The sequence below is a fragment of the Streptomyces sp. NPDC037288 genome, assembly GCF_055603265.1.
In genome coordinates this window covers 201,256-225,708 of record NZ_JBVJVY010000004.1, presented here as the reverse complement: position 1 = coordinate 225,708, position 24,453 = coordinate 201,256, and the positions used below count along the sequence as shown (strand labels likewise).

Here is a 24,453-nt window from a genome sequence, read left to right as displayed (position 1 = left end):
GGACGCGGTCGCGGCGCCCACGGGGGTGGCGCCGTGAGCGCGCGCCTGCGCGGGATCGCCGCGGAGACGGAACAAATCGTGGCGGCGGGCCGGTACCGCGCGCCGGACGGCCGGGAGGTGTCCCTCGCGGCGGAGATCGAGGCCGCGCGGCGCGGTACGCGGACCTTCGGTCCGGAACCGGTTCCGGTACCGGAGACGGACGGGACCCGCGCCGGCACCGCCGCGGCGCTCGGGGGCGACACCGTTTTCGAGGTCACCGGGGAGAGCAGCCTGGAGGCCGCCCGCCGGCTGGCCGGCGCTCCGGTCTCCGTGCTGAACTTCGCGTCCGCCCGCAATCCGGGCGGCGGTTACCTCAACGGCGCGCAGGCCCAGGAGGAGGCTCTGTGCCGCGCCTCCGCCCTGTACACCTGCCTGTTGACGGCCCGTTCCTTCTACGACCACCACCGCGCCCACCGCGACCCGTTCTACACGGACCGGGTGATCCACTCACCGGCCGTCCCGGTCTTCCGTGACGACCGGGGCCGGCTGCTGGCCGAGCCGTACCGCGCCGGCTTTCTGACTGCGGCCGCCCCCAACGCGGGCGTCGTGCGGCGTACGCAACCGGAGCGCGCCGCCGAACTGCCGGGCGCCCTGGCGGTACGGGCCGAGCGGGTGCTGGAGACGGCCGCCGCCCACGGCTATCGCCGCCTGGTGCTCGGCGCCTGGGGATGCGGCGTGTTCCAGAACGACCCGGCGCAGGTCGCGGGAGCTTTCCGGGCGCTGCTCGGCCCCGGCGGCCGGTTCGCCCGGACCTTCGAGCACGTGGTGTTCGGGGTGCTGGACCGGACGCCGGAGGCGGTGGTGCGGGAGGCGTTCACCCGGGCGTTCCGCTGAGGGCCGGGCCGAGGGGCCCTGCCCCGGTCAGGTCCAGCCGTAGCGCTCGTGCAGCCGCTGCCGGACGAGGTTGAACCGCATCCGGTCCAGGGCGCACGCCTCACGGCGCATGCCCTCCTCGTGCAGCCGCAGCACCCGGTCCACGTCCACCCACGAATCCCGGCCGGTCCGGTCCCACGGCCCGCTGCCGATCGCGACCCACTCCCGGTCGCCGTCGTGCCGCTTGCTGGACAGCTGTACGGCGAGGAACGTGCCGGCCGCCTCCCGGGCGACGACCAGCACCGGGCGGTCCTTGCCCCGGCCGTCGTTCTCCTCGAACGGCACCCAGGTCCACACGATCTCACCGGGGTCCGGGTCGCCGTCGTGGGCGGGGGAGTACTCGGTGCGCACCCGGCCGACCCCGCGCGGGTCGGCCTCGGTGGTCGCGTGGCGGCCGTACCGGCCGGGGACGTTCTCATCGGTAAACGTGGTCACGCAGGCACCCTAGTGGGCCGCACCCGGAGCGCAGGAGGCGCCCGCCGCTCGCGCGTTGTGCCGACCGGGCCGGGCCGGCGGAGACCGCGGCTGCGCTGGTGGAACGCGGCGGGCGGTGAAGGTGCCGAGCGGGGCGGGGGCACCGCGCGCGAGCGGCGTCTCGGCCCCAAGGGTCACCCTCAGCCCCACCCGTGCCGCCCGGCCTTGCCCGAGAACCTCGAGACACTCGGGGGAGGCGTCAACTGCCCGCAGCGGAGCCGGTGTCACCGGCCGGCGGCACGCCGCTGGTCGAGTGCGGCGTGACCGTCTAGCGCGGTGCGGGCGTGGCCGGTGCGGGCGGTCAGGCGTCGGGGCGCGTGCCGATCCACATGCCCGGGCGGCGCTGATGCACGGTCACATACGTCAGTCCCGCCTCACCGGCGGTGATGCTGCGCGGCGCGCCGTGCGGCAGCCAGACCAGGGCGCCCTCGGCGAGCGGCTCGGGTTCGTCGGCGGGGCCCGCGCCGAGGACGCCGCCCCCGGACACGACCAGAACCATCACATCCAGCTGTTGCTCGGTGTGGGCCGTGATCCGGTCGCCCGGGGCGAGCCGGACCACGTTGGCGTCGAGCTGCCGTCCGCTCTCGGCCAGCTTCCACAGCACTCCGCCCGGCACCGGCGGAGCCTCGGCCAGCGCCCGGGTGTCGCACAGCACGCGTGCTTGCGCCGCGGTGTGGCCGGCCGGCCCCGTGTCGATCGCGGACCGCGACGTCATCTGGTGATCCTCTCGGCTCTTCCGTGTCCCTGGACGTCCTGTCCCCGGATGTCCCTGGATGGCGGTACCCACTCCTCGTCCTTACCCACCCTACAATTTATCCATGTAGGATTCGTAAAAAATAGGCGCAGGTGGGAGGGGTCCGGACATGACCACGCGGGAAAGCCCGCGCCGCCGAGAGGTGCTGGACGTACTGCGCGCGGCCCCCTCACCGCTCGGCGTCGCGGAGACGGCCGAGCGGATCGGCGTCCACCCCAACACGGTGCGCTTCCACCTGGACGCCCTGGCGGCCGAGGGCTTGGTCGAGCGCCGGGCCGAGGCGTCCTCCGGACCCGGCCGGCCCCGCACCGTCTACACCCCGCGTCCGGGTATGGACCGCGGCGGCACGCGTGACTACCGGCTCCTGGCCCGCATCCTGCTCAGCCGGTGGGCGTCCGCCGATCCGGCGACGGCGCGGACGGAGGCGATGGAGACGGGCCGGGCGTGGGGTGGTTTCCTCGTGGACCCGCCCCCACCGTCCGAGGAGGCGACCGCCGGGCGTTCGGTGGCCGCACTTCTCGCACTGCTGGGCGAGTTGGGCTTCGCGCCGCAGCCGGAAGGCGCCGACGGGACCGGCGGGCCGCCCCGGCGGATCCGGCTGCGGCACTGCCCCTTCCTGGAACTCGCCGAGGAACACGGACAGGTGGTGTGCCCGCTCCATCTGGGGCTGATACAGGGCGCGTTGGCCCGGCTGGACGCCCCGCTGACGGCAACCGGCCTGGAGCCCTTCGCGGACCCCGGCTCCTGTGTGGCCCACCTGGCCGAGACCACCGCCGCCCGGCCCGTACCGGGTCGACAGGCGCACTCGGGCCGCCGGCCCGTGCGCCGCAGCGCCGATCCGGCCCGCGACCGAGGAACCACTCCCACCGAACTCCACCCGCCGGCCCCGGCGGAGAAGGGCCCGCACCGATGAACGCCACGTCCGCCGCCACCGCGAGCGCGGTCACCTTCGTCTGGCTCGGCATGGTGCTGGCGATCTCCTTCCTGGAGGCCCCGCTGAAGTTCCGCGCACCGGGCGTGACCATCCCCGTCGGCCTCGGCATAGGCCGGCTGGTCTTCCGCGCGCTGAACGCCGTGGAGGCGGCGCTGGCCGTCGTCGTGATCACCGCGCTCGCCCTGGGCGGTGCCCCGGCCGGGATCACGGCTCTGACCGCGGTCGTCGCGCTGCTGCTCCTCGCGCAGCTGGCCGTGGTCCGGCCCTCCCTCAACCGCCGGTCCGACCGGATCCTCGCCGGGGAGGAACTGCCCCGTTCCCGCAGCCACTTCTGGTACGTGGGGCTGGAAACGCTCAAGGTCGTGGCCCTGATCGCCCTGGGAGCCGGCCTGCTCGCGGTGTGACGGCCCGAGGTCGCCGACCGGGCCCGCAGTTCACCGACCGGGGGGACACAGGGCAGGCGCACGCCTGTCGGTCGCCAGGAGACCGGCCTCAGGCGGTCCGTGATGTCGGGGCCGGCTCCGGTGGCCACCGTTCGTGCCAGCGCAGCTCCGCCTCCAGCTGGGCGGCGACGGACACCAGCAGCGGTTCGCTGTGGGCGGGTCCGAGCAGCTGCGCGCCCACCGGCAGACCGTCACCGACGAATCCTGCGGGCACGTTGACGCCGGGCCAGCCCAGCACGTTCCACGGCCAGGCGTACGGGCAGGCGGCGATCATCGCGCGGTCCGTGGCCAGCCCGCGCCGCAGCCGGTACAGGGCGCCGATCCGGGGCGGGGGAGCGGCCGTCGTCGGCGCGAGGACCACGTCGTAACGCCCGAAGAACCCGTCGATTCGGCGGTGCAGCACCGCCTCCGCGCGCCGGGCCGCCCGCAGCGGCGCCCCGCCGAGCAGCCGGCCGAGCCGGGCCGCGTCCCGGGTGCGCGGGTCGAGCAGCGCCGGGTCGGGGGCCTCGCGGACCCAGTCGGCGATACCGGCGGTGGCGCGCGGCACGAAGGTCAGCCCGATCTGTCCGTACGGCGGATCCGCCTCCTCGACATCGTGCCCCAACGCCGCGAGTTTCCCGGCGAGTTCGACGACCCGGGCACGGATCTCCGGGTGCAGCCGGGCCGGTACGGCGGTGAACGGCGGTTTGAGGGACAGGGCGATGCGCAGCCGGCCCGGGTCGCGCCCGACCGCGTCCGCCACGGTCAGCGCGGGCGGCCGGTGCGGGTCCCGGTCGTGGTTGCCGCTCGCCGCGTCCAGCAGCAGGGCCGCGTCGGCGACGGTCCGGGCGAGGGTGCCGTTGACCGTGATGCCGTGGAAGGACTCGCCGCGCGGCCAGGTCGAGATACGGCCGCGCTGCGGCTTGATGCCGATCAGCCCGGTCCACGAGGCCGGGATGCGCACCGAGCCGGCGCCGTCCGAGCCGAGCGCGGCGGGGACGAGCCCGGCGGCGACGGCGGCGGCCGAGCCCCCGGACGAACCCCCGGGCGTGTGCCCGGTGTGCCAGGGATTGCGGGTCTCCCCGAACGCCGCTCCCTCGGTGAACGGCCACTGCCCCAGCTCGCATGTGTTCGTCTTGCCGACGATCACGGCACCGGCCGCGCGCAGCCGCCGTACCGCCTCCCCGTCCTCGGTGACCGGCGGGAACGCACCCCGGCAGCCGAACGCGGTCGGCTCACCGGCCACGTCCATGTCGTCCTTCACCGCCACCGGCACCCCGAGCAGTGGGCGCCGTGCCCCGGCGGCCAGCTCCCGGTCCGCGGCCTCGGCTTCGGCGAGCGCGGCCCGGGCCCGCACGATCCGGAAGGCGTTCAACGTGCCCTGCGTGGCCTCGATCCGGGTCAGCGCCTGCTCCACCAGCGCACGGGAGCTCACCTCTCCCTCGGCGAGCGCACGCCGGGTCTCCACGAGACCGGCGCGGTGGTCGTGCGGCATGGCGACCTCCGGGATGCTCCGCAGAACGATGTCTACCGAACGGTAACGTCGGAAGGCGGCGGGCGTACGGTTTTCGCGTGGATGTCTGCGACGGCGGTCGCCCGCGTTGCGGCGGTGCCGGGGCGGATGCCGGGCTCGGTCAGGGGGCGGGTCCGGTCCGGGGGAGGTCCTCGGCGGAGGCGGCCCTCAGGCGCCGGAGGGCCGTCTCCTCGGCCGCCCGCGCCGGAGTCACACCCTCGCGCTCGGCGGTGTCGAGCAGTTCCCCGACGGTCTCTTCGACGGCGAGGACCCGGGCGCGGGCCTCGTTCGCACCAAGGTGGTGCGGTTCGGTGCTGATGGCGTTGATCACGCCGCCCGCGCCGGCGGCACGGTGATCGACACTTTCAAGGGCTTCGCCGGCTCGCTGCCGGAGGTGCTGCACGTCTTCGTGCTCTCCGGCGGCGACGACTTCCTGCTGCACGTCGCCGTGCAGGACCTCGACCGGCTGCACGCCCTCCTCGTCGACCGCCTCAGCAAGCGCGCCGAGATCACCGGCTTCCGCACCTCGATGATCTTCCAGCAGGTCAGCACCACCACCCCTGCCCGCCTTCCCTCCTGATCCCCGTCAGAAGGCGCGCCCCGCAGGGCGGTGCCCCTCAGCGATCCAACAGCCGCCGCAACCAGGCGAGTCGGGCCGTCCGGGCCGCGCGGGACAGAGCGGCCTGAGGGGCGAGCGTGTCGAAGCCGTGGAACGCGCCCGGCCAGATGTGGAGTTCGGCCTCGCCGCCGCACTGCCAGATACGGGACGCGTAGGCGACCACCTCGTCCCGGAAGGTCTCCGCGGAACCTGCGTCGAGGTAGGCCGGGGGCAGGCCGGACAGGTCGCGGGCGCGGGCGGGGGCGGCGTACGGCGGGACGCCGGGGCCGCCACGGCGGTCGCCGAGCAGGGCCGTCCAGCCGGTCTCGTTGGCGGTGCGGTCCCAGACTCCGACGTCGGCCATCTGGTGGCTGGAGACCGTGTCGTTGCGGTCGTCGAGCATCGGGGCCAGCAGCACCTGACCGAGCAGGCGCGGGCCCCGCCGGTCCCGGCTGAGCAGGGCGAGCGCCGCGGCGAGGCCGCCGCCCGCGCTGGCGCCCACGGCGACGATCCGGTCCGGGTCGGCGCCGATCTCCCGCGCGTGCCCGGCGATCCACAGCAGGCCCGCGTACACGTCCTCCACCGGCGCCGGGTACGGATGTTCGGGCGCGAGCCGGTACTCCACCGAGACCACGACCGCGCCCAGCTCGCGCGCCCACGCCAGGGGCTGGTCCACACCGGCCCGGGCGGTGCCGAGCACCATGCCGCCGCCGTGCACGTGGTAGAGCACCGGCAGCGGGGCCGTGGACCCGGTGCGGACAGGGCGGCAGAGCAGGAGGCAGACGTCCGGGGCGCCCTCCGGGCCCGGCACCGCACGGTCCTCCGCCTCGAAGGCGCCGTCCAGGGTGAGGTCCAGCAGACCGAGCACCTCGCTGTCGGCGGCCCGGGCGGACGCCAGCGCGTCCAGGGTGAATCCGGGCGCGGTCGCGTCCCCGAGCAGGTCGAGCGCGGCGGCGAGTTCCGGGTCGAAGGGCGGCGGGACCGGCTGCGGCATGAGGTCTCCTGAAGTGGCGTGGTGGCGTACGGCCGATGTGGCGTGCCGGGGACGAGCGGTGTGGCGCGTGGCCGTCCGTGCGGCGTGGCCACAGCCGTCCGTGCGGCTCCGCGGGGCGCCGGGTGCGCCCGTCGGACCCCTACCCCGTGGCGGGCCCGGCCCGACCGGCCGCGGCAGCGGTCCGGTGCCGGCCCGCCCGTGCGCCCAGGTGCCGTATCAGGCCCAGCCCGGTCAGCAGGGCGACCAGGCCGCACACCCCGGCCCAGCCGTGCCAGGCGTACGCGCGGGCGCCGAGCCAGGAGCCGAGGCTGCCGCCCAGGTAGGCGCAGGTCATGTAGGCGGTGTTGAGGCGGCTGCGGACGTCCGCGGCGAGGGCGTAGATGCGCACCTGGTTGGCGACCATGCCGGACTGCATGCCGACGTCCAGCAGCAGGGTGCCCGTCCCGAGGGACAGCAGGCCGGGGGTGCCGCCCAGGCCGCCGAGGGCGAGGGCCGCAACGGCGGCGAGGACCAGCAGGAAACAGACCAGGTTCACCCGGTCGGGGCCCCGCCGGTCCACCAGCCGGCCCGCGAACGGCGTGACGAGCATGGTCACCGCGTTGACCAGCGCGAGCAGTCCGACCGCTGCCACGCCGAGCCCGTACGGTGGTCCTGTCAGCAGCAGGGCCACCCCGGTCCACACGGCGGAGAAACCGGCGAACACCGTCGCCTGGTAGAAGGACGAGCGGCGCAGCTCCGGTTCGGCGAACAGCAGGCGGACGGGCTCGGTGAGCAGGCGCGGGCGGCGCGGCCGGCGCGGCCGGGACGGCGGGGCCGTGGCCGGGAGCGCACGGGCCAGGAGCAGCGCGACCGCCAGGGTCAGCAGGGCCGCCAGGACGTACGGCGCCCGCCAGCCCAGCCGCTCGCCGAGGGCGCCGCCGACCGTGCGGGACAGCAGCATGCCCGCCAGGGCGCCGCTCAGCAGCGTGCCGCCGACCACACCCCGCCGTTCGGGCGGGACCAGTCCCGCCGCCAGCGGGCCGGCCAGCGGAGCGATCACCGTGGCCGCGCCGACCAGCAGGCTCGCCGCGAGCAGCGCCGGCAGCGCGGGCGCTGCGGCGGCGGCGCACAGGCCGAGGCCGGTCACGGCCAGCAGGGTGACCAGCAGCGGCCGGGCCGGCAACCGGTCGCCGAGCGGGACGAGCAGGAAGATGCCCGCCGCATAGCCGAACTGGGTCGCCGTCACCGCCCCGGCCGCGGAGCCGGGGGAGACGCCGAGCCCGGCCGCCGCGAGCGGGACGACGGCCTGCGGAAAGTACACGTTGCCGACCCCGACCCCGCAGGCCAGGCCCAGCAGCGGAACGAGTCGTGGAGTACGCTGCCCGGTGTGGTGAGCGGTCATGTGCCGAAGTCCACCGCCCGCGGGGGAAGTTGGCGAACGATGTAGGCGGGGGCTAAATGATCGGCTTCCGGCTCGGGGTCGACGACCTCGCGGACACCCGGTTCGCCCTCTCCCCGCTCGGCGAGCTGATGGAGAGCCTGCGTGTCCTGCGGGCCCCGGCGCTGCACCCCCTGCACCGCGGCTGGCGCCGCACCGTGCTCGCCGCCCTCGCCGCCGCCGACCTGCCTCTGCTGTCCGCCCTGGTCGGTCCCACGCTCGCCCTGCCCGACTTCCTGACGCCCCGGCCCACCGCCTACGCCCCGACACTCGACGAGGAGCTGACCGTCGTACGGGCCACGCCCCCCGAGGTCGTACGGCATGACCTGCGCGCCGCGCACGCCCCGCGCCCGCTCCCCGGCGCGCTGCGGCAGGCCACCGCGCCCGGAGACGACCCCGTCCTCGAACTCCTCGACGTCCTCTGTTCGTTGCTGCACCGCTACTGGCGGACGGCGCTGCTGCCGTACTGGCCACGGATCCGGCTGGTCCTGGAGGCCGACATCACGCACCGCGCGGGACAGCTGGCCACCGGCGGCGCGCGGGCGCTCTTCTCCGGTCTGCACGCCAACCTCGGCTGGCGGGACGGCGTGCTGACCGTCGACAAGATGATCGGCCGGCACACCGTCGACGGCGCCGGCCGGGGGTTGCGGCTGGTGCCCTCGGTGTTCGCGTACAAGCCGGCGCCCCCGATCAGCGCCGAGGCACCGCCGATGCTCGCCTACCCGGGCCGGGGCGCGGCGACCCTGTGGGAACCGGAACCCGCGCCGGACGCCTCCGCGCTCACCGCCCTGCTCGGCGCACCCCGGACGACCCTGCTGCGGCTGCTCGCGGAACCCCTGCCCACGGTGGAGCTCGCCCGGAGGCTCGGCGTGACCCCGAGCGCCGTCTCCCAGCACCTGCGCGTGCTGGCCGCCACGGGCCTGGTGACCCGCGCCCGCGACGGCCGCCGGGTGCTGTACCGGCGCAGCGCGCTGGCCGAGCGGTTGGCCGGGGGCTGACGGGGCGGCTCATGCCCGGCCGGTGTGACTGCCGGTGTCGGACCGCGGGAAGTCCGCGGAAACCGGACCGCGGACAGTGCACACGCGAAAGGGGGCCGGACGGAACCGGCCCCCCTCACGGTGCTGTGCCTCAGGCGGCCACGGCCTCGCCCACGTTGCCGTGCAGACGGGCGACGACCTCGGTCAGCTGGGCGGCGACCTCGGCGTCGTCGACCGGGTGGGTCTCCGCGAAGCGGGTCACCGAGCCCGGGATGGAGAGCTTGATGTCCTCGATCACCTTGCCACCGGCGATGCCCACGGCCTTGCGGGTGTCGTCCTGCGCCCACACGCCGCCGTACTGGCCGAAGGCGGTGCCGATCACGGCGACGGGCTTGCCGCCGAAGGCGCCGGCGCCGTACGGACGGGACAGCCAGTCGATGGCGTTCTTCAGGACGGCCGGGATGGTGCCGTTGTACTCGGGGGAGAAGAGCAGGAAGGCGTCGGCGGCCTGCGCGGCCTCACGCAGCTTCGCGGCGGCGGCCGGCACGCTGCCCTCGACGTCGATGTCCTCGTTGTAGAAGGGGACGTCGGCCAGGCCCTCGTACAGCACGACCTCGGCGCCCTCGGGAGCGAGCTTGACGGCCGCCTCGGCGAGCTGGCGGTTGTGCGAACCGGCGCGGAGGCTGCCGACGAGCGCGAGGATGCGAACAGACATGGGAACTCCAAAAGGCTGAAACATCGCTGTCTACGATCCGGACCAGGGTCCGCTTAAGTGTTCTATCACCTTAAACGGACCGCGGTCCAGTTTTGTTCCGGATGCTTTACGCTGTCTTCATGTCCAGCGCCGTGCCGCCCTTCCCGCCGTCTCCTGAGCCCCTCGACGCGCCTCAGTTGCTGGAGGTCGGCGCGTCAGCCGAGGAGCCGTGCCTGCGGGCCGACGCGGCGCGCAACCGGGCCCGGCTGCTGGATGCCGCCGCCCGGCTGATCGCGGAGCACGGGGTGGCAGGGGTCACCATGGAGGCGGTGGCCGCTGCGGCCCAGGTGGGCAAGGGGACGGTGTTCCGGCGCTTCGGTGACCGCACCGGCCTGCTGATGGCCCTGCTCGACCACTCGGACAAGCAGTTGCAGGCCGACTTCCTGGGCGGGCCCCCGCCGCTGGGGCCCGGGGCGCCGCCCCTGGAGCGGCTGCGGGCGTTCGGCGTGGCGGTGCTGTACCGCTCGGACGAGCGGCTGGAGCTGCATCTCGCCGCCCAGACGGAGCCGACCCGCAGGTTCTCCCATCCGGCGCACCGGGCCCTGCGCACCCACGTCCTCATACTGCTGCGGCAGATCGTGCCGGACGCCGACTGCGAACTGCTCGCCCAGACGCTCCTGGCCTCGCTCGACCCGGCGCTGATCCACTACCACACCAGGCAGTGCGGGCTGCCCATGGAGCGGCTGGAGGCCGGCTGGATCGACCTGGTCGCCCGGGTGACCGGCACCCGGCCACCCCACTGAGAGCCGGACCGTCGACCGGGGCCCGGCCGCCGGTCGGCCACCCTCGACTGGGTGCCCCCGTGTGCCGCCTGTGCGGCGGATGCCACGGCGCGCCGGAACATCCCGGGCCCCGGTCGGGTACGGGCACGGCGGTGCGCCCGATGCCGTCGACCAGGGTCTGGGACGCCCACGACCTGCGGGCCTCCCGGGTGCCGGAGAGCAGCCTCCGGCACCCGCCCGGGGACTCCTGTCGGTGTGCTCGGCGGCGGTCGCGGTGGCGGCTGAAGCGGCAGGCCGGCGCCCCACGTCGCGTGCGCGCGGCACCCCGCCCGACGGGACCGGATCCAGCAGGCCCTCGATCAGCCGCAGGTGGTTCGTTCGCCCAAGCCACCGGTACGCCGGATTTCGTCGAACGATGAACCACGTTGCCCCGCCTGCTCCCGGCCCCCGCCCCTCTGCCAAGATGCGGTCTGTCATGGTGCAGATACCGAACACGCCCACGAGTGCCGACGTGGCCCGCCTGGCCGGCGTCTCGCGCGCGACCGTGTCCTACGTCCTCAACAACACCAGCGCCGTACGGATCAGTGAACCGACGCGCCGCCGGGTACGCGAGGCCGCGCGGGAACTGGGGTACGTGCCCCACGCCGCCGCCCGCAGCCTGCGTGCCGGACACAGTCGCATGGTCCTCATGCCCGCCCCGGCGATCCCGGTGGGCCACCTGTACGGCAGGTTCCTCAACGAGCTGCAGTGGGCGCTCGGCCGGCTCGACTACACCGTCGTGCAGTACGGCACCGTCGGCCTCCAAGGGGACGAAGCCGCCCGCGCCTGGGCGGAGTTGCGGCCGGTCGCCGTCCTGGTGCCCGGCGCGGAACTCGGGCCGCAGGGTGTCGGCGTCCTCAAACGCTCCGGTGCCCGTGCCGTGGTCACCCTCGGCCCCGAGCGCGTCGACGGCGCGCACGCCCTGCTGATGGACCACGACGCCGTCGGCCAGAGCGCGGGCGCCCATCTGTACGCCCGCGGCCGGCGCCGGATCGGGGTCGTGGTACCCGAGGAGCCCGGCTTGGAGGCCTACTCCCGGCCCCGGCTCGCCGGAGTGCGCCAGGCGCTGCACGGCACGGACGCCGCCGTCACGGAACTGCCGCTCGCGTACACGGAGGAAGCCGCCGCCCGACTCGCCTCAGGGTGGCGTGAGTCGGGCCTGGACGCGGTGTTCGCCTACAACGACGAGTACGCGATGCTGCTGATGCGCGCCCTGCAGGACGAGGGGCTGCGGGTCCCCGAGGACGTCGCCGTGATCGGCGCCGACGACCTGATGCTCGGCCGGCTGCTGCGGCCCCGCCTCAGCACCGTCCACATCGAGCTGCCCTCGGGCCGCGACCTCGCCGAACTGGTCGACCGGGCGGTGCGCGACCCCGGCGCCGAGCCGGAGGTGCACACGGTCCTGGGTGCCTCGGTGATCCGACGCGAGTCCAGCTGACCCGGCACCGTCCCGTTGCCCGTGGCTGCCCCGCGGTGCGCTATTCGGCGTTGCTCTGCTGAGCGGCGATGCTCTTGCGGACCTCGTCCATGTCCAGGTTCCGGGCCTGCCCGATGATGTCCGTCAGGGCGGGCTCGGGGAGCGCGCCCGGCTGGGCGTAGACGGCGACCTTGTCGCGGACGATCATCAGCGTCGGGATCGACTGGATGCCGAAGGCCGCGGCCAGCTCGGGCTGCGCCTCGGTGTCCACCTTGCCGAACACCAGGTCGGGATTGTCCTGGGCCGCCTTCTCGTACACGGGCGCGAACTGCCGGCAGGGCCCGCACCACTCCGCCCAGAAGTCGATGAGAACGAACTCGTTCTCCGTGACCGTCTGGTCGAAGTTGTCCTTGGTCAGCTCCACGGTGCTGCTCATGGCGTGCTCCCTCGTTCCTAGGTGCGGGCGAAGCCGTGGGCACAACACGGCCGCCCGGTGACGTATTCCGCGACGTGTTCCGCGCCCCTACCCGTGTGGCCGTGGCGCACACCACCCACCAGACTGACCCCATGACGGAAACGGAAACCATCGCGTACGACGTCGTGGTGATCGGGGGCGGGCCCGTGGGGGAGAACGTCGCCGACCGCACCCGCGCGGCCGGACTCACCACCGCGGTCGTGGAGAGCGAACTGCTCGGCGGCGAGTGCTCCTACTGGGCGTGCATGCCCAGCAAGGCCCTGCTCAGGCCGGTCATCGCCCAGGCCGACGCGCGCCGGCTGCCCGGCCTCGCCCAGGCGGTCCTCAGCCCGCTCGACACCCCGGCGGTCCTCGCCCGCCGGGACGCGTACACCTCCCACTGGAAGGACGACGGCCAGGTCGCCTGGCTGGAGGGCACCGGCGCCGACTTCCACCGCGGCCACGGGCGCCTCGCCGGCCCCCGCACGGTCACCGTGACCGCCCCCGACGGCACGGTCACCACCCTCACCGCCCGGCACGCCGTCGCCGTATCCACCGGCACCCGCGCCCAGCTGCCCGACCTGCCCGGACTCGACGGGGTGAAGCCCTGGACCAGCCGCGAGGCCACCAGCGCCAAGGCCGCCCCGGGCCGGCTGGTCGTCGTCGGCGGCGGTGTCGTCGCCACCGAGATGGCCACCGCCTGGCAGGCCCTCGGCTCCCGGGTCACCCTGCTGGTGCGGGGCAAGGGCCTGCTGAACCGCATGGAGCCGTTCGCCGGGGAACTGGTCGCCGAGGCGCTCACCGAGGCGGGCGCCGACATCCGCACCGGCACCTCCCTGGAGTCCGTCACCCGGGAGAACGGCACCGTCGTCGCGGTCACCTCCGCCGGCGACCGGATCGAGGCCGACGAGATCCTCTTCGCCACCGGCCGCGTCCCGCACACCGACGACATCGGCCTCGACACCGTCGGCCTGGAACCCGGCTCCTGGCTGGAGGTCGACGACACCCTCCGCGTGACCGGCACCGACTGGCTGTACGCGGTCGGCGACGTCAACCACCGCGCCCTCCTCACCCACCAGGGCAAGTACCAGGCCCGCATCGCCGGCGCCGCCATCGCCGCCCGCGCGTCCGGCGACCCCGTGCTGGACGAGTCCTGGGGCGCGCATGCGGCCACCGCCGACCACCACGCCGTACCCCAGGTCGTGTTCACCGACCCCGAGGCCGCCGCGGTCGGCCTCTCCCTCGCCGAGGCGGAACAGGCGGGGCACCGCGTCCGTGCCGTCGACGTCGAGTTCTCCTCGGTCGCGGGTGCCGGCCTGTACGGCGACGGCTACAAGGGCCGCGCCCGCATCGTCGTCGACCTGGAGAACGAGATCCTGCGCGGGGTCACCTTCGTCGGCCCCGGCGTCGGCGAACTCATCCACTCGGCGACCGTCGCCGTCGCCGGCCGGGTCCCGGTGAGCCGGCTGTGGCACGCGGTCCCGTCGTACCCGACGCTGAGCGAGGTGTGGCTGCGACTGCTGGAGGCGTACCGGGACAACTGAGCCCGGAACTAGGGGAGATCGAACCCGAGGGCCTCGCCCGCCGCCCGCGGTGTCGGCTGGGCCCACAGCGCGGCCACCGCCTCGTTCGTGGACAGGGAGCGCGGCTCGGCGCGGTCCAGGTACAGCGTGCCGTCCAGGTGGTCCGTCTCGTGCTGGACGATCCGGGCGGGCCACCCGGTGAACAGCTCGTCCAGCGCGCGGCCGTGCTCGTCCTCGCCGCGCAGCCGCACCTCGGCGTGCCGGGCCACCACCGCCTGCCAGCCCGGCACGCTCAAGCAGCCCTCGAAGAACGCGGCACGCGCGGTGCCGACGGGCTCGTACACCGGATTGACCAGGACCCGGAACGGCTGCGGGACCCGGCCACGGGCCACCGCCACCTCCGGAGGCACCGGTGCCGGATCCTCGATGACCGCGATCCGCAGGCCCACGCCGACCTGGGGTGCGGCGAGGCCCACACCGGGCGCGGCGTGCATGGTGACGCGCAGGGCCTCGACGAAACGGGCGAGCAGGGCCGGGCCGAGCTGACCGTCGTACGGCTCGGTGCCGCGCCGCAGCACCGGCTGCCCGGCGGCGACGATGGGCAGGGGGCCGCCGGCGGCGAGGAGTTCCTCGACCCGCTCGGCGAGCGGCGCGTGATCACGGGGAGGTGCCATCGCGTCAGGATGCCATGACCTCCCGGCACTCCCTGTGGCACAGGTCACCAAAACCCCGGGGAACTCCGCCCCTTGGCGGTCCGACTACTGAACCGTCCCCGCTTGCGCACCACGTCCCCGGAGAACTCCCCGATGACCTCCGCTCCCCCCGCCGCCGGCACCGAGGCGTCCGGCCCGCGGGCCCGCGGCGGCTGGGCACCCCTGCGCCCGCTCGTCCTGCGCCTGCACTTCTACGCCGGCGTGCTCGTCGCCCCCTTCCTGCTGGTCGCCGCCGTCACCGGACTGCTGTACGCGGGCTCCTTCCAGGCCGAGAAGCTCGTCTACGGCCATGAGCTGACCGTTCCCGCCGGGAAGACCGAACTGCCGGTCTCCGCCCAGGTCGCCGCCGCCCGCAAGGCCCGCCCCGAGGGCACCGTCGCCGCCGTGCGCCCCGCCCCCGAACCCGGCACCACCACCCGGGTGCTGCTCTCCGGCGTCAAGGGCGTCACCCCCGACCACACCCTCGCCGTGTTCGTCGACCCCTGCACCGGCAAGGTCCGCGGCGCGCTCGAACAGTACGGCTCGACCGGCGCGCTGCCCCTGCGTACCTGGATCGACGAACTCCACCGCGATCTGCACCTCGGCGACACCGGCCGCCTCTACAGCGAGCTGGCCGCGAGCTGGCTCTGGGTGATCACGGCCGGCGGACTGGTCCTGTGGTTCTCCCGCCGCCGCGCCCTGCGCAAGGTCCGCGGGACCGGCGGGCGGCGCCGCACCCTCGGCCTGCACGGCACCGTCGGGGTGTGGACCGCCGCCGGGTTCCTCTTCCTGTCGGCGACCGGGCTGACGTGGTCGACGTACGCCGGCGCGCACATCGACGAGCTGCGCACCTCGCTGGGCCAGGCCACCCCGTCCGTCTCGGCGTCCGCGGCGGGCGGCGACCACGCGGGCCACGGTACGCCGTCCGGCACCGGCGGCACCGCGGTGCACGGTGTCGGCCTGGACAAGGTGCTCACGGCGGCCCGCGCCAGGGGACTGAACGACCCGGTGGAGATCGTGCCGCCCGCCGACGCCCGCAGCGCCTACGTCGTGAAGCAGATCCAGCGCAGCTGGCCCGAGAAGCAGGACGCCGTCGCCGTCGACCCGGCCACCGGCAAGGTCACCGACGAACTCCGGTTCGCCGACTACCCGGTGCTCGCCAAGCTCACCCGCTGGGGCATCGACCTGCACACCGGCGTCCTCTTCGGCCTCGTCAACCAGATCGCCCTCGCGCTGCTCGCCCTCGCCCTGATCCTGCTGGTCCTGTGGGGCTACCGCATGTGGTGGCAGCGCGGACGCGGCTCCGCCTTCGGCCGGCCCGTCCCGCGCGGCGCCTGGGCCGAGGTGCCGCCGCACCTCCTGGTCCCGGCGCTCGCGGCCGTCGCCGTACTCGGCTACTTCGTGCCGCTGCTCGGCATCCCGCTGGCCGCCTTCCTCGCCGTCGACGTCCTCCTCGGCGAGATCGCCCACCGGTGCGGCCGGCGGACCTACGGGAGCGCGCCCGACGTGCAGTAGCGTGGTCCGACACGCCCGACGCCGAAGCGGCGGGTGAGCCGACGGGGCGTCCCGGAGGCGAACCGAGCCGGAAAGAAGGGGAGACGGGGACATGGCGCGGGAAGGCGGCCGGGCCCGGCGGCGCGGACAGGGCGAACTGGAGGGCCAGGTCCTCGGCGCGCTGCGGGAGGCGGAGGAGCCGGTCAGCGCCGAGTGGGTGCGCCGGCGCCTGGGCGGCGACCTCGCCTACACCACCGTCGTCACCATTCTGACCCGGCTGCTCGCCAAGGACGTCGTCGCCCGCGAACGCCACGGCCGCTCCTTCCGGTGGACGCCGACGGCCGACGTGGCCGGGCTCGCCGCCCTGCGCATGCGCCGCCTGCTGGACGGCGAACGGGACCGCGAGGCGGTCCTGGCCAGCTTCGTCACCGCTCTGCCGCCGGGCGACGAGGAAGTCCTGCGGGCCCTGCTCGACGCCACGCACACGGACGGCGCGGGCACGGAAGACTGATCGGCCATGGGGGTCTTCGTCTTCCTGCCACTGGTGCTGCCGCTGTCCGCCTGGCCGGTCGCCCGGCTCGCCGAGACGCGGCTGCATCCGCGCACCGCGACCCGGCTGCTGACCGCGGTCGCCGTCGTCATGGCCGTCTGCAGCACGCTCTGCCTGGCCCTGCTCATGGTGGTCGGCACCGCCCAGCTGCCCGGCAACCCCCTCCCGGACGGCTGGTCCGACCCGCAGGTACGGGCCGCAGTCCCGTACGACGAGATCGCTGGCCGGGCCGCCATCCCCGCGCTCGCCCTGGTCGCCGTCGCCTGCGCCCGCACGCTGCGCCGGCACCGCCGGGTCACCCGCCGCGCCCGCCGGGCCCTCGCCGCGCTGCCGGGCAGGGCGGTGGCGGTCCTGCCCGACAGCACGCCGTACGCCTACGCCCTGCCCGGCGGTCCGGGCCGGATCGTCGTCACCACCGCGCTGCTGGCCGGGCTCGCCCCCGCCGAGCGGCGCGCCCTGTTCGCCCACGAACGTGCCCACCTGACCGCCCGTCACCACCGCCATCTGCTCGCCGCGCACCTGGCCGCCCGTGCCAACCCGTTCCTGCGGCCGCTGCGCACCGCCGTCGTCTACACGGCCGAGCGCTGGGCGGACGAGGAGGCGGCCCGGACGGTAGGCGACCGGCGCACCGTCGCGCGGGCCATCGGCAGGGCGGCCCTGCTCTCCGCCGGCACACCCGCCCCCACCCTCGCCGCGCTCGCGGCCACCGGTCCCGTGCCGCGCCGGGTCGCCGCGCTGCTGGCCCCCGCGCCCGTGGCCCGCACGTGGCCGCCGGCCTCCACCTCGGTCGGCCTCGCCGCGTGGGGCGCCGCCGCCGGGGCGCTGGTGTCCGCGATGTCCTCGGCGAACTCCGCCGTCACCCTGTTCCTGATCCTGCGCGCGACGGCCTCGCTGTGATCCAGGGGCAGACGGTGCTCTCGGCACGACCCCTGGCTTCGGCCACGGGCCTCATCCGGGGGTACGGCCGTCCATGTGAGACATGCCGAGGGCCCGGTCCCGCGCCGGGAACCGGGCCCCTTCGCAGGCCACTTCCCACGTCTCACTCCCGCGGGAAGTCGCCGGCGAGCGCCGAGGCGATCCGCAGATGCCGCTGCGCCTCCTCGTGCCGGGCCTGCCGCTGGAGCGTACGGCCCAGCATCAGCCGGGCGTAGTGCTCCACCGGGTCACGCTCGACGATGAGCCGCAACTCGGCTTCGGCGTGGCGCAGTTGGGCCGAGTGGTAGTAGGCGCGGGCCAGCAGCAGCCGGGGTCCGGTCTGCTCCGGCACCTGTTCGACCAGCCCGGTCAGCACCCGCGCCGCGCCCGCGTAGTCCTTGGCGTCGAAGAACCGCCGCGCGCGCTCCCAGCGCTCGGCCGGCGTGCCGTGGTCGTAGTACGTGGTCTCCGTTTGCGTCTCCACTCGTGACCTCCTTCGACGGCGCACAACGGAACGCAGTTGTTCAATATTCCACCGACTGTTCGCGCAAGCGAGCACGGTGTCGACGAACCGCCGGGCCTGCTCCCGGCGGGCGGGGTGAGGTGCTTGCCGGTCACCGGGTCGGTGCCGTCCGGACCGAAGGGTGTGCAGCACGCAAGGAGCATCCCCACCGAGTCCTCCCGCCGATCGGTGTGTCGTCGTCGCGGCCGGCCCTGGCGGTCCCCAGGCGAGCGGGCCAACCGCCCGCGGTCATGGCGCGCACGGCCCCACGGTCCGAAAACCCCGCCTCGACTCGAACCGCCCCGGCTCCAGCGGCGCTTCGAGCGGAGCTCCGTGATCCCCACCGGCCGGACACCGCCAGGACCAAAAGGGGGCGGCGAACGACGAGTACAGGCAGGTGGGCTAGATTCGTGATCGTCTTCGCACGTCCCCACTGCCTGAGGAACTGCCCGTGTCCCAAATACCGCCCCTGGGCGGCCAGAACGCCTCGTACACCTCGGGGCAGATACGACGCAACCGCCTGATCCTCCTCGGCCTTGTCCTTGTCGTCGCGGGCATGGTCACGTTCTGGGCCTTGGGCCCGTACGACACGAAGGACCAGTCCGCGACGCTCAAGGCCGGTGACTGCTTCCAGAACATCGGGACGGACAAGGAAGCGAAGACCAAGAAGCTCGACTGCACTGACCCGCACGCCGACTACAAGGTCCTGAAGATGGACAAGGACGCGGTCGTCGATACCTTGGCGTGCTCCGACGTCCCGGGGACGACGGGCTCGCTCACCCAGTCAGGCTCCGGAAACTGGTTCGTCGTCTGCTTCAAGGAAAACGACGAGAAGGGCAGGAAATAGCCGGGCGATCACGGCGTCGGAGTCGCCCCGGACAGCCCTGTCCACCGGGCTGAGCCCGCGCTGCCGCGGCACGTTGGTGACCGCACTGCGCGGCGAGGGAGCGGAAGCGGTGCACCACGGCCGGTGGCCGGTCGCGACGGATGCCTCGGCGTCCACGTCCGTGCCGCCGTACACGGCCTTGGCCGGCGCCGGGAAGCGGCCCGTGGCCAGCATCCCCCTCACACGCGGGCCGGAGACGCGCGGCCGGTCGCGCTTGGACAGGCCCGTTCTCTATTGCGATGCCTCGCCATGCGGAGATACAGTGTATCGGCATGAGACATCGTATCGCCGTGGTCGGGAGCGGCCCTGCCGGCCTTACTTTCGCCCGTGTCCTGCACCGCCATGGCTACCCCGTCGCCGTCCTCGAACGCGACCCCGCCCCCGACGCCCGCCCCCCGGGCGGCACGCTGGACCTGCACGAAGGACTGGGCCAGCTCGCGCTGGACAAGGCGGGGCTGCTGGCGGAGTTCCAGGCGCTGTCCCGCCCCGAAGGGCAGGCCATGCGCATCCTGGACACGGACGGGACCGTCCTGCGCGACTGGCGACCCCGACCGGATGACCGGGCCAATCCCGAGATCGACCGCGGGCAACTCCGTGACCTGCTGCTCGGCCCTCTCGACGTCCAGTGGGGTCGCGGCGTGACGCACGTGGTGCCGGGGACCCGGGATGGCGTACTGGTCCATTTCGCGGACGGGCGACAGGAGACGTTCGACCTCGTGGTCGGCGCGGACGGCGCCTGGTCCCGGATCCGCCCGGCTGTCTCGTCGGTGACGCCGCACTACACCGGCGTCACCTCGGTCGAGACCTCCCTCGACGACGTCGACACCCGCCACCCTGAGCTCGCCCGGTTGATCGGCGACGGTTCCGTGGCTGTGTACGGCGTGAACCGCTCCCTCGTCGCCCAGCGCAACCGCGGCGGCCACGTCAAGGTGTACGCCAAGTTCCGCGCGCCGCTGGACTGGCACACGAACGTGGACCCGGCCGACGCCGAGGCCCTGCGATCGAGCCTGCTGGCTCTGTTCGACGGCTGGGCCGCTCCCGTCCTCGACCTCCTCCGGCACGGCACCGCTTTCGTCCACCGCCCCTTCTACATCCTGCCCGTGTCCCACACCTGGACCCACGTCCCCGGGGTGACGCTGCTGGGCGACGCCGCCCATCTGATGCCCCCGCTGGGGGTGGGCGCGAATCTCGCGATGCTGGAAGGCGCCGAACTCGCCGAGTCCATCGCCACCGGCTGTGGAGATCTGGACGAGGCCGTCCGCGCCTTCGAGGAGCGGATGTGGGCACGGGCCGGCAGGTGGGCGAAAATCACGACGGCCGGTCTGGACCGCCTCGTGAGCCCGGACCCCACGGAAGCCCTCGCCCACTTCGACCAAGTCCAGCCATCCTGACCGCCGAGAGCGAGAGCCGGTACCAACAGCTCGCCACGGCTTCACGGGTCGGTACGGCACCGCCGCAGTGCCTTGCGGCAGAACCACCGCCGGACGAACGCGCGGACGCCCCCAGCCACACCGTCAAGACCGGCGACCTGGCCCTGCACGCCGTGGTCGGCGGTGACGGGCCGCCGCTGGTGCTCCTGCCCGGCTGGCCCCAGTCCTGGTACGGCTGGCGTCTGGTCATGCCCGCCCTGGCCGGGTACTTCACCGTCGTCGCCCCCGACCTGCACGGCATGGGAGCCGGCGACAAGCCCGCCACCGGCTGCGACGCGGCCACGCTCGCTGACGGCTTGGCCGCCCTGATGGCCGCGCTGGGCCACGACCGTTTCGCCGTCGTCGGCTACGACCTCGGCATGTTGGTCGGCCACGCCCTCGCCTCCCGCCATCGCGCACCGCGTCACCCGCCTGGCCGTCAGCGGGGCCATCGTCCCCGGCCTCATCGGCTGGTCGTCGTCCTCGGCCGTCCAAGATCCTCGTTCGAACATGTGTCCAGACAGGTGGATGGCGATGATCTCGGTCTTGGTGTGCTGTCCGTCCACATGCAACAGGGCTGGCGAGCCGCTCCGAGGCAGGCGGCCGACTCTGATCGGTCAGAGCGCTATGCCCTCATTGCGTAGATATTCTGTGAAGTGTGATCGAGTCTGGACGGCCGCGGCACCTTCGAAGCTACGGCACGGGGAGCTTTGTACGGCTGTCGCCGGTCATCCTGACCGTCGTCATCGCCAGCCTGGCATACGCCACTCCGCCGGAAATGGCCTTCAGTCGTCTCCTGCCCGCCGCGCCTGCCCTCGCCGCCGCCATGTGGCCGGTGCTCCCCACCGTCCTGCTGGGGACGGTCTGCCTCTTTCTGATGATCGGCCTCAGCCTCGTGTTCCCCGGTCTGGGGACGTGGTGGACGGCTGCGGGGATCATCGCGGTCACCGTGGCGGCCGCGTACGGAAGTCATGTCCGACTCCAGCGGGAGCGCACCCTCTTTCAGGTGCGGCTCGTCGCCGACGCGGCGCAGCAGGTGGTGCTGAGTCCTATGCCGCGCCGCTTCGGGAGCGTCGAGATCGAGTCGCTGTATCTCGCGGCTGCGGCGGAGGCCCGTATCGGCGGGGACTTCTACGAGGTGGCCGACACGCGATACGGGGTCAGGCTGCTCATCGGTGACGTGCGGGGCAAGGGCCTGCCGGCGGTGGGGGCGGCGGCGGCGATCGTCAACGCCTTCCGGGAGGCGGCCTACGGCGAGGCCGACATGGTCAGCGTCGCGCGCCGGCTCGATGCCAGCAGCACCCGATACAACGCCGCATTTCCCCCCGAGGGGCCGATGGAGCGCTTCGCCACCGCCCTTCTCGTCGAGATCCCGCACGAGGGCAGGCGTATCGAGATCCTCAACTGCGGACACCCCCCGCCGCTGCTCCTGAACCGTGGGGAACTCCGTGCCCTCGAACCCACAACCCCCTCGCCACTGCTCAACCTCGCGGAGCTGATCGGCGACGACTACACGGTCGACACCTTCGACTTCGCCCCCGGCGACCTGCTGCTTCTCTATACCGACGGGGTCGCCGAGGCCCGCGCCCACGACGGGGAGTTCTTCCCGCTGGCGGCCTGGATGCGCCGACAGCCCCCCTCGCCGCCCCATGAGCTGCTCACGGCTCTTCACCGTGACCTCCTCCACTACAGCAGAGGACGCCTTGACGACGACATCGCCGCCCTCGCCGTGCGCCTGTACGAACCCGCGGAGTAAGCCCGGCGCAGACCGCGGCCGTGGCGTACAGCTGGACCAAGAGCCTCTCCCGCCGGCTGCTCCTGATCCGAACGCGTCGAAGCACGAGAAGGGGGAACGCCCGCGCCCGCCCGGAAGTCGTCGTGTTCGTATCCGGACCACGGTGGCTCAAGGGCGGGCCCCGGCCGACCGATGGCGATGGCATGGAATCGCGTTCTGTCGTCGTCCCACGGCGTCTCATGTCCCGCCGCCGGCTCCAGGCGGTCGCCGGGCTCTTCGCTGCCGTCTGGGTGGTGGTGCGCAGGCCCTGGGCCCCGACAGCCAAGGCTTTTTCGCCGCGCCTGGCGGCGGCTGCGGACGGGGAAGGGCTGCGGGCACTGTTCGGATCGGAGAACCGCGAGATCCGTACACGTGAGCGGGTGGTCGCGGTGACGTTCAACGCGGCGTGGAACGACGCCGGTCTGGACAGCATCCTCGCTGAGCTCGCCCGTCGGAACACGCCTGCCACCTTCTTCCTGACCGGCGACTTCGCCGACCGCTACGTCCAAGTGGTGAGGAGGATCGCGGCTGCGGGGCACGGACTGGGCAACCACTCCTACAGCCACCCCTACTTCAATGACCTGACCGCGGCCGGAAGACGCCGTGAGGTCCGGACTGCGGACGAGGCCCTGCGCGCGGCCGGGGCAGGAGCGGCCCTGACCCCGTTCTTCCGGTTCCCCTACAGCGAGACCAGTCCCGCCCAGATCAAGGAGGTCAACGCGCTCGGATTCGCGGACATCGAATTCACCACCGACACCAACGGCTGGATGGGCACCGAAGGCGGCATGACCGCGGACAGGGCAGTGGCCAGGGCGCTGGACGTCCTGCGCCCGGGGGCCGTCCTGCAGATGCACGTCGGCGCGTCCGAGGGCCGCACCGAGGTGATCGACGCCGAGGCCCTGCCACGGATCCTCGATGCGATCACCTCACGCGGATACCGCATCATCGACCTCCGCACCCTCCTCACCTCCCCGAGCCGCCCTGCGTCGACCGCAGACAAGGACCTCAAGGCAAGCGCGCCGAACGGTGACGGTGACCGAGGCCATTGACCGCTCCCGGCTGTGCCTGCCGCGGATCACCCTGGCGAGTGTCAGTGCCAGGAGCTCCGCTCGGAACGACTGCCGTCCGGCGCCGAACACCGCAGCGCTGATCGCCCTGTGATCGAGCTGCCGGCCCGGTCAGCGCACCCTTCCGCGTGGCTTCAACGGCACCGGCGGCAGCTCGGGCGCGGGCAGCGGACCCCCGGCGTAGCCCTTCACCTCACCGAAACGTGCCCCCTTCATCCAGTCCTCGCGAGCCTGTGCGATCTCGTCCTGGGTGCGGGCGACGAAGTTCCACCACATGACCAGTTCCTCCGCGAACGGTTCGCCTCCCAGGAGCATGACCGCCGCGTCCGACTCGGCGCGCAGCGGCAGTTCGGAGCGGCCGCAGCCGAGGTAGAGCAGCGAACCGGGCAGTACCGGCACACCGTCCACGTGCACCTCGCCGGACATGGCCAGGACGCCGTACTCGAAGTCGGGTTCCAGCGGCAGCCGTACGTCCGCGCCCCGGGTGAAGGCGAGGTCGGCGCCGACGATCGGGGTGTACGTCGTACCGGGCGAGGCGGAGCCGTCGAGGTCGCCGAGGATCACCGTGGCGGTCAGGCCGGGCGCGGTGACCGTGGGCAGGTCCGGGTGGTACTCGAACTTCGGGTCGGTGTGGCGGTGTTCGTCGGGCAGCGCCACCCACAGCTGGGCGCCGTGCAGGAAGCGGGCGTGCGGGCGGGGGCTCTCCTCGGAGTGGCTGATCGCGCGGCCCGAGGTCATCAGGCCCAGCTGCCGGGGCCCGATCGTCTGCAGGCCACCCGTCGAGTCGCGGTGCAGCACCTCGCCCTCGTGCAGCCAGCTCACCGTTTGCAGCCCGATGTGCGGATGCGGCGGGACCTGCATACCGGGCTCGTCGGCGATGTCGTCCGGGCCGTAGTGGTCGACGAACGCCCACGCGCCGATCATGCGACGCCCGAGGTTCGGCAGCAGCCGGCGCACCTCGGTCGACTCGCCCAGCTTCACCTGACGGGGGCTCAGCAGTTCGCGGACCGGCTCGGCGACGACGAATCCGCGACCGCCGCAGACACTGGGCACGGGCGCGCGGTCAAGATTGCTCATGGCGCCCAACTTAGCGGGGCGAGCGTCGTACCGGTGGGTGCGGAAACGGGGATTTTCCTTCGGTAAGCCAAGCAACCGGCTCATGTGCGGTTGCGTGCACCTCACACGTGGGCGCGGCCGTCCGAAGCCTGGCTACGGGTGTGGCGCGTTCGGGGACGGCTCGGCAGTGGACGGGGTGACCGC

Annotated in this window: 27 protein-coding genes; 16 read left to right on the top strand and 11 right to left on the bottom strand. The window is 73.7% G+C overall.

All coding sequences use genetic code 11. The features are described 5' to 3' along the window. Positions 1-33 precede the first annotated feature (33 nt). Positions 34-873 (top strand): TIGR02452 family protein, encoded by an 840-nt coding sequence (locus ACZ7GZ_RS06965; protein ID WP_471021604.1) that lies wholly within the window; start codon positions 34-36, stop codon positions 871-873. Between the two features lie 27 nt (positions 874-900). Here ACZ7GZ_RS06965 and ACZ7GZ_RS06960 read toward each other — a convergent pair whose 3' ends face one another. Then, positions 901-1,347 carry a type II toxin-antitoxin system PemK/MazF family toxin gene (locus ACZ7GZ_RS06960; RefSeq protein WP_471021601.1) on the bottom strand — a complete coding sequence of 149 codons (447 nt, stop codon included), beginning with the start codon at positions 1,345-1,347 and terminating at the stop codon, positions 901-903. A 340-nt stretch (positions 1,348-1,687) separates the two neighbouring features. Continuing rightward, positions 1,688-2,101 (bottom strand): cupin domain-containing protein, encoded by a 414-nt coding sequence (locus tag ACZ7GZ_RS06955; RefSeq protein WP_471021600.1) that lies wholly within the window; start codon positions 2,099-2,101, stop codon positions 1,688-1,690. A gap of 148 nt (positions 2,102-2,249) precedes the next feature. Here ACZ7GZ_RS06955 and ACZ7GZ_RS06950 point away from each other — a divergent pair, with 148 nt between their 5' ends. Both ACZ7GZ_RS06950 and ACZ7GZ_RS06945 read left to right on the top strand, forming a co-directional pair. Then, entirely contained in the window at positions 2,250-3,053 is an 804-nt protein-coding gene (locus tag ACZ7GZ_RS06950; RefSeq protein WP_471021598.1) for a helix-turn-helix transcriptional regulator, read from the top strand. After that, positions 3,050-3,478, top strand: a complete 429-nt coding sequence (locus ACZ7GZ_RS06945; RefSeq protein ID WP_471021597.1) for a hypothetical protein — start codon at positions 3,050-3,052, stop codon at positions 3,476-3,478. Before ACZ7GZ_RS06950 ends, ACZ7GZ_RS06945 begins: the two co-directional genes overlap by 4 nt. 88 nt (positions 3,479-3,566) lie before the next feature. Here the strand turns inward: ACZ7GZ_RS06945 and ACZ7GZ_RS06940 are convergent, their stop codons facing one another. After that, a complete protein-coding gene (locus tag ACZ7GZ_RS06940; RefSeq protein WP_471021595.1) occupies positions 3,567-4,991 on the bottom strand; it encodes an amidase in 1,425 nt (474 codons plus the stop codon). 139 nt (positions 4,992-5,130) lie between these two features. Beyond that, entirely contained in the window at positions 5,131-5,340 is a 210-nt protein-coding gene (locus tag ACZ7GZ_RS06935; protein ID WP_471021594.1) for a hypothetical protein, read from the bottom strand. 21 nt (positions 5,341-5,361) lie between these two features. Between ACZ7GZ_RS06935 and ACZ7GZ_RS06930 the strand changes: the two genes are divergently transcribed. Beyond that, entirely contained in the window at positions 5,362-5,589 is a 228-nt protein-coding gene (locus ACZ7GZ_RS06930) for an Lrp/AsnC family transcriptional regulator (protein ID WP_471021593.1), read from the top strand. Positions 5,590-5,626: 37 nt separating this feature from the next. Here the strand turns inward: ACZ7GZ_RS06930 and ACZ7GZ_RS06925 are convergent, their stop codons facing one another. Together ACZ7GZ_RS06925 and ACZ7GZ_RS06920 are read right to left on the bottom strand one after the other, a co-directional pair. Next, positions 5,627-6,601, bottom strand: coding sequence for an alpha/beta hydrolase (locus ACZ7GZ_RS06925; protein ID WP_471021592.1), 975 nt, complete (start codon positions 6,599-6,601; stop codon positions 5,627-5,629). A 139-nt stretch (positions 6,602-6,740) separates the two neighbouring features. Continuing rightward, positions 6,741-7,982, bottom strand: a complete 1,242-nt coding sequence (locus ACZ7GZ_RS06920) for an MFS transporter (protein WP_471021591.1) — start codon at positions 7,980-7,982, stop codon at positions 6,741-6,743. A 56-nt stretch (positions 7,983-8,038) separates the two neighbouring features. Here ACZ7GZ_RS06920 and ACZ7GZ_RS06915 point away from each other — a divergent pair, with 56 nt between their 5' ends. Next, entirely contained in the window at positions 8,039-9,016 is a 978-nt protein-coding gene (locus ACZ7GZ_RS06915; RefSeq protein ID WP_471021589.1) for an ArsR/SmtB family transcription factor, read from the top strand. Between the two features lie 130 nt (positions 9,017-9,146). On the opposite strand, the gene ACZ7GZ_RS06910 is transcribed toward ACZ7GZ_RS06915, so the two are convergent. Beyond that, complete coding sequence (locus ACZ7GZ_RS06910; RefSeq protein WP_471021587.1) at positions 9,147-9,710, bottom strand: NAD(P)H-dependent oxidoreductase; 564 nt, start codon at positions 9,708-9,710, stop codon at positions 9,147-9,149. A gap of 101 nt (positions 9,711-9,811) precedes the next feature. On the opposite strand from ACZ7GZ_RS06910, the gene ACZ7GZ_RS06905 reads away from it, so the two are divergent. Next, positions 9,812-10,492 (top strand): TetR/AcrR family transcriptional regulator, encoded by a 681-nt coding sequence (locus ACZ7GZ_RS06905; RefSeq protein WP_471021586.1) that lies wholly within the window; start codon positions 9,812-9,814, stop codon positions 10,490-10,492. A 454-nt stretch (positions 10,493-10,946) separates the two neighbouring features. Then, positions 10,947-11,948, top strand: a complete 1,002-nt coding sequence (locus ACZ7GZ_RS06900; RefSeq protein WP_471021583.1) for a LacI family DNA-binding transcriptional regulator — start codon at positions 10,947-10,949, stop codon at positions 11,946-11,948. 40 nt (positions 11,949-11,988) lie between these two features. Here the strand turns inward: ACZ7GZ_RS06900 and trxA are convergent, their stop codons facing one another. After that, complete coding sequence (trxA, locus tag ACZ7GZ_RS06895; protein ID WP_471021582.1) at positions 11,989-12,363, bottom strand: thioredoxin; 375 nt, start codon at positions 12,361-12,363, stop codon at positions 11,989-11,991. Positions 12,364-12,494: 131 nt separating this feature from the next. Here trxA and ACZ7GZ_RS06890 point away from each other — a divergent pair, with 131 nt between their 5' ends. Then, positions 12,495-13,925 (top strand): dihydrolipoyl dehydrogenase family protein, encoded by a 1,431-nt coding sequence (locus tag ACZ7GZ_RS06890; protein WP_471021581.1) that lies wholly within the window; start codon positions 12,495-12,497, stop codon positions 13,923-13,925. Between the two features lie 8 nt (positions 13,926-13,933). Here ACZ7GZ_RS06890 and ACZ7GZ_RS06885 read toward each other — a convergent pair whose 3' ends face one another. Beyond that, positions 13,934-14,578: a peptide deformylase gene (locus ACZ7GZ_RS06885; protein ID WP_471021580.1), complete on the bottom strand. Its 645-nt coding sequence runs from the start codon at positions 14,576-14,578 to the stop codon at positions 13,934-13,936. Between the two features lie 132 nt (positions 14,579-14,710). Here ACZ7GZ_RS06885 and ACZ7GZ_RS06880 point away from each other — a divergent pair, with 132 nt between their 5' ends. From ACZ7GZ_RS06880 to ACZ7GZ_RS06870, 3 genes are all read left to right on the top strand, one after another. Beyond that, positions 14,711-16,111 carry a PepSY-associated TM helix domain-containing protein gene (locus ACZ7GZ_RS06880; protein WP_471021749.1) on the top strand — a complete coding sequence of 467 codons (1,401 nt, stop codon included), beginning with the start codon at positions 14,711-14,713 and terminating at the stop codon, positions 16,109-16,111. 91 nt (positions 16,112-16,202) lie between these two features. Beyond that, positions 16,203-16,601, top strand: coding sequence for a BlaI/MecI/CopY family transcriptional regulator (locus tag ACZ7GZ_RS06875; RefSeq protein WP_471021578.1), 399 nt, complete (start codon positions 16,203-16,205; stop codon positions 16,599-16,601). A gap of 6 nt (positions 16,602-16,607) precedes the next feature. Continuing rightward, positions 16,608-17,537, top strand: a complete 930-nt coding sequence (locus tag ACZ7GZ_RS06870; protein WP_471021576.1) for a M56 family metallopeptidase — start codon at positions 16,608-16,610, stop codon at positions 17,535-17,537. A 142-nt stretch (positions 17,538-17,679) separates the two neighbouring features. Here ACZ7GZ_RS06870 and ACZ7GZ_RS06865 read toward each other — a convergent pair whose 3' ends face one another. Beyond that, on the bottom strand, positions 17,680-18,039 hold the full coding sequence (locus ACZ7GZ_RS06865) for a tetratricopeptide repeat protein (RefSeq protein ID WP_471021575.1): 360 nt from the start codon (positions 18,037-18,039) through the stop codon (positions 17,680-17,682). A gap of 469 nt (positions 18,040-18,508) precedes the next feature. On the opposite strand from ACZ7GZ_RS06865, the gene ACZ7GZ_RS06860 reads away from it, so the two are divergent. The 5 genes from ACZ7GZ_RS06860 to ACZ7GZ_RS06840 all read left to right on the top strand — a co-directional run bounded on the left by ACZ7GZ_RS06860 (position 18,509) and on the right by ACZ7GZ_RS06840 (position 23,175). Next, the gene (locus ACZ7GZ_RS06860) at positions 18,509-18,904 is read left to right on the top strand and encodes an LppU/SCO3897 family protein (RefSeq protein WP_471021573.1); all 396 of its coding nucleotides are present in this window, start codon (positions 18,509-18,511) and stop codon (positions 18,902-18,904) included. A 311-nt stretch (positions 18,905-19,215) separates the two neighbouring features. Continuing rightward, on the top strand, positions 19,216-20,334 hold the full coding sequence (locus tag ACZ7GZ_RS06855; protein WP_471021572.1) for an FAD-dependent oxidoreductase: 1,119 nt from the start codon (positions 19,216-19,218) through the stop codon (positions 20,332-20,334). Positions 20,335-20,486: 152 nt separating this feature from the next. After that, positions 20,487-20,996 (top strand): alpha/beta fold hydrolase, encoded by a 510-nt coding sequence (locus ACZ7GZ_RS06850; protein ID WP_471021570.1) that lies wholly within the window; start codon positions 20,487-20,489, stop codon positions 20,994-20,996. Between the two features lie 14 nt (positions 20,997-21,010). After that, on the top strand, positions 21,011-22,108 hold the full coding sequence (locus tag ACZ7GZ_RS06845; RefSeq protein WP_471021569.1) for a PP2C family protein-serine/threonine phosphatase: 1,098 nt from the start codon (positions 21,011-21,013) through the stop codon (positions 22,106-22,108). 182 nt (positions 22,109-22,290) lie between these two features. After that, positions 22,291-23,175, top strand: a complete 885-nt coding sequence (locus ACZ7GZ_RS06840) for a polysaccharide deacetylase family protein (protein WP_471021567.1) — start codon at positions 22,291-22,293, stop codon at positions 23,173-23,175. A 129-nt stretch (positions 23,176-23,304) separates the two neighbouring features. Here the strand turns inward: ACZ7GZ_RS06840 and ACZ7GZ_RS06835 are convergent, their stop codons facing one another. After that, a complete protein-coding gene (locus tag ACZ7GZ_RS06835; protein ID WP_471021565.1) occupies positions 23,305-24,270 on the bottom strand; it encodes a pirin family protein in 966 nt (321 codons plus the stop codon). Positions 24,271-24,453: the final 183 nt, after the last annotated feature.

Coding starts and splice junctions, on each gene's coding strand:
- ACZ7GZ_RS06955 (WP_471021600.1), bottom strand. CDS start 2,101: ATGACGTCGCGGTCCGCGATCGACACGGGGCCGGCCGGCCACACCGCG.
- ACZ7GZ_RS06950 (WP_471021598.1), top strand. CDS start 2,250: ATGACCACGCGGGAAAGCCCGCGCCGCCGAGAGGTGCTGGACGTACTG.
- ACZ7GZ_RS06945 (WP_471021597.1), top strand. CDS start 3,050: ATGAACGCCACGTCCGCCGCCACCGCGAGCGCGGTCACCTTCGTCTGG.
- ACZ7GZ_RS06940 (WP_471021595.1), bottom strand. CDS start 4,991: ATGCCGCACGACCACCGCGCCGGTCTCGTGGAGACCCGGCGTGCGCTC.
- ACZ7GZ_RS06925 (WP_471021592.1), bottom strand. CDS start 6,601: ATGCCGCAGCCGGTCCCGCCGCCCTTCGACCCGGAACTCGCCGCCGCG.
- ACZ7GZ_RS06920 (WP_471021591.1), bottom strand. CDS start 7,982: ATGACCGCTCACCACACCGGGCAGCGTACTCCACGACTCGTTCCGCTG.
- ACZ7GZ_RS06915 (WP_471021589.1), top strand. CDS start 8,039: ATGATCGGCTTCCGGCTCGGGGTCGACGACCTCGCGGACACCCGGTTC.
- ACZ7GZ_RS06910 (WP_471021587.1), bottom strand. CDS start 9,710: ATGTCTGTTCGCATCCTCGCGCTCGTCGGCAGCCTCCGCGCCGGTTCG.
- ACZ7GZ_RS06905 (WP_471021586.1), top strand. CDS start 9,812: ATGCTTTACGCTGTCTTCATGTCCAGCGCCGTGCCGCCCTTCCCGCCG.
- ACZ7GZ_RS06900 (WP_471021583.1), top strand. CDS start 10,947: ATGGTGCAGATACCGAACACGCCCACGAGTGCCGACGTGGCCCGCCTG.
- trxA (WP_471021582.1), bottom strand. CDS start 12,363: ATGAGCAGCACCGTGGAGCTGACCAAGGACAACTTCGACCAGACGGTC.
- ACZ7GZ_RS06890 (WP_471021581.1), top strand. CDS start 12,495: ATGACGGAAACGGAAACCATCGCGTACGACGTCGTGGTGATCGGGGGC.
- ACZ7GZ_RS06885 (WP_471021580.1), bottom strand. CDS start 14,578: ATGGCACCTCCCCGTGATCACGCGCCGCTCGCCGAGCGGGTCGAGGAA.
- ACZ7GZ_RS06880 (WP_471021749.1), top strand. CDS start 14,711: ATGACCTCCGCTCCCCCCGCCGCCGGCACCGAGGCGTCCGGCCCGCGG.
- ACZ7GZ_RS06875 (WP_471021578.1), top strand. CDS start 16,203: ATGGCGCGGGAAGGCGGCCGGGCCCGGCGGCGCGGACAGGGCGAACTG.
- ACZ7GZ_RS06870 (WP_471021576.1), top strand. CDS start 16,608: ATGGGGGTCTTCGTCTTCCTGCCACTGGTGCTGCCGCTGTCCGCCTGG.
- ACZ7GZ_RS06855 (WP_471021572.1), top strand. CDS start 19,216: ATGAGACATCGTATCGCCGTGGTCGGGAGCGGCCCTGCCGGCCTTACT.
- ACZ7GZ_RS06840 (WP_471021567.1), top strand. CDS start 22,291: ATGGAATCGCGTTCTGTCGTCGTCCCACGGCGTCTCATGTCCCGCCGC.
- ACZ7GZ_RS06835 (WP_471021565.1), bottom strand. CDS start 24,270: ATGAGCAATCTTGACCGCGCGCCCGTGCCCAGTGTCTGCGGCGGTCGC.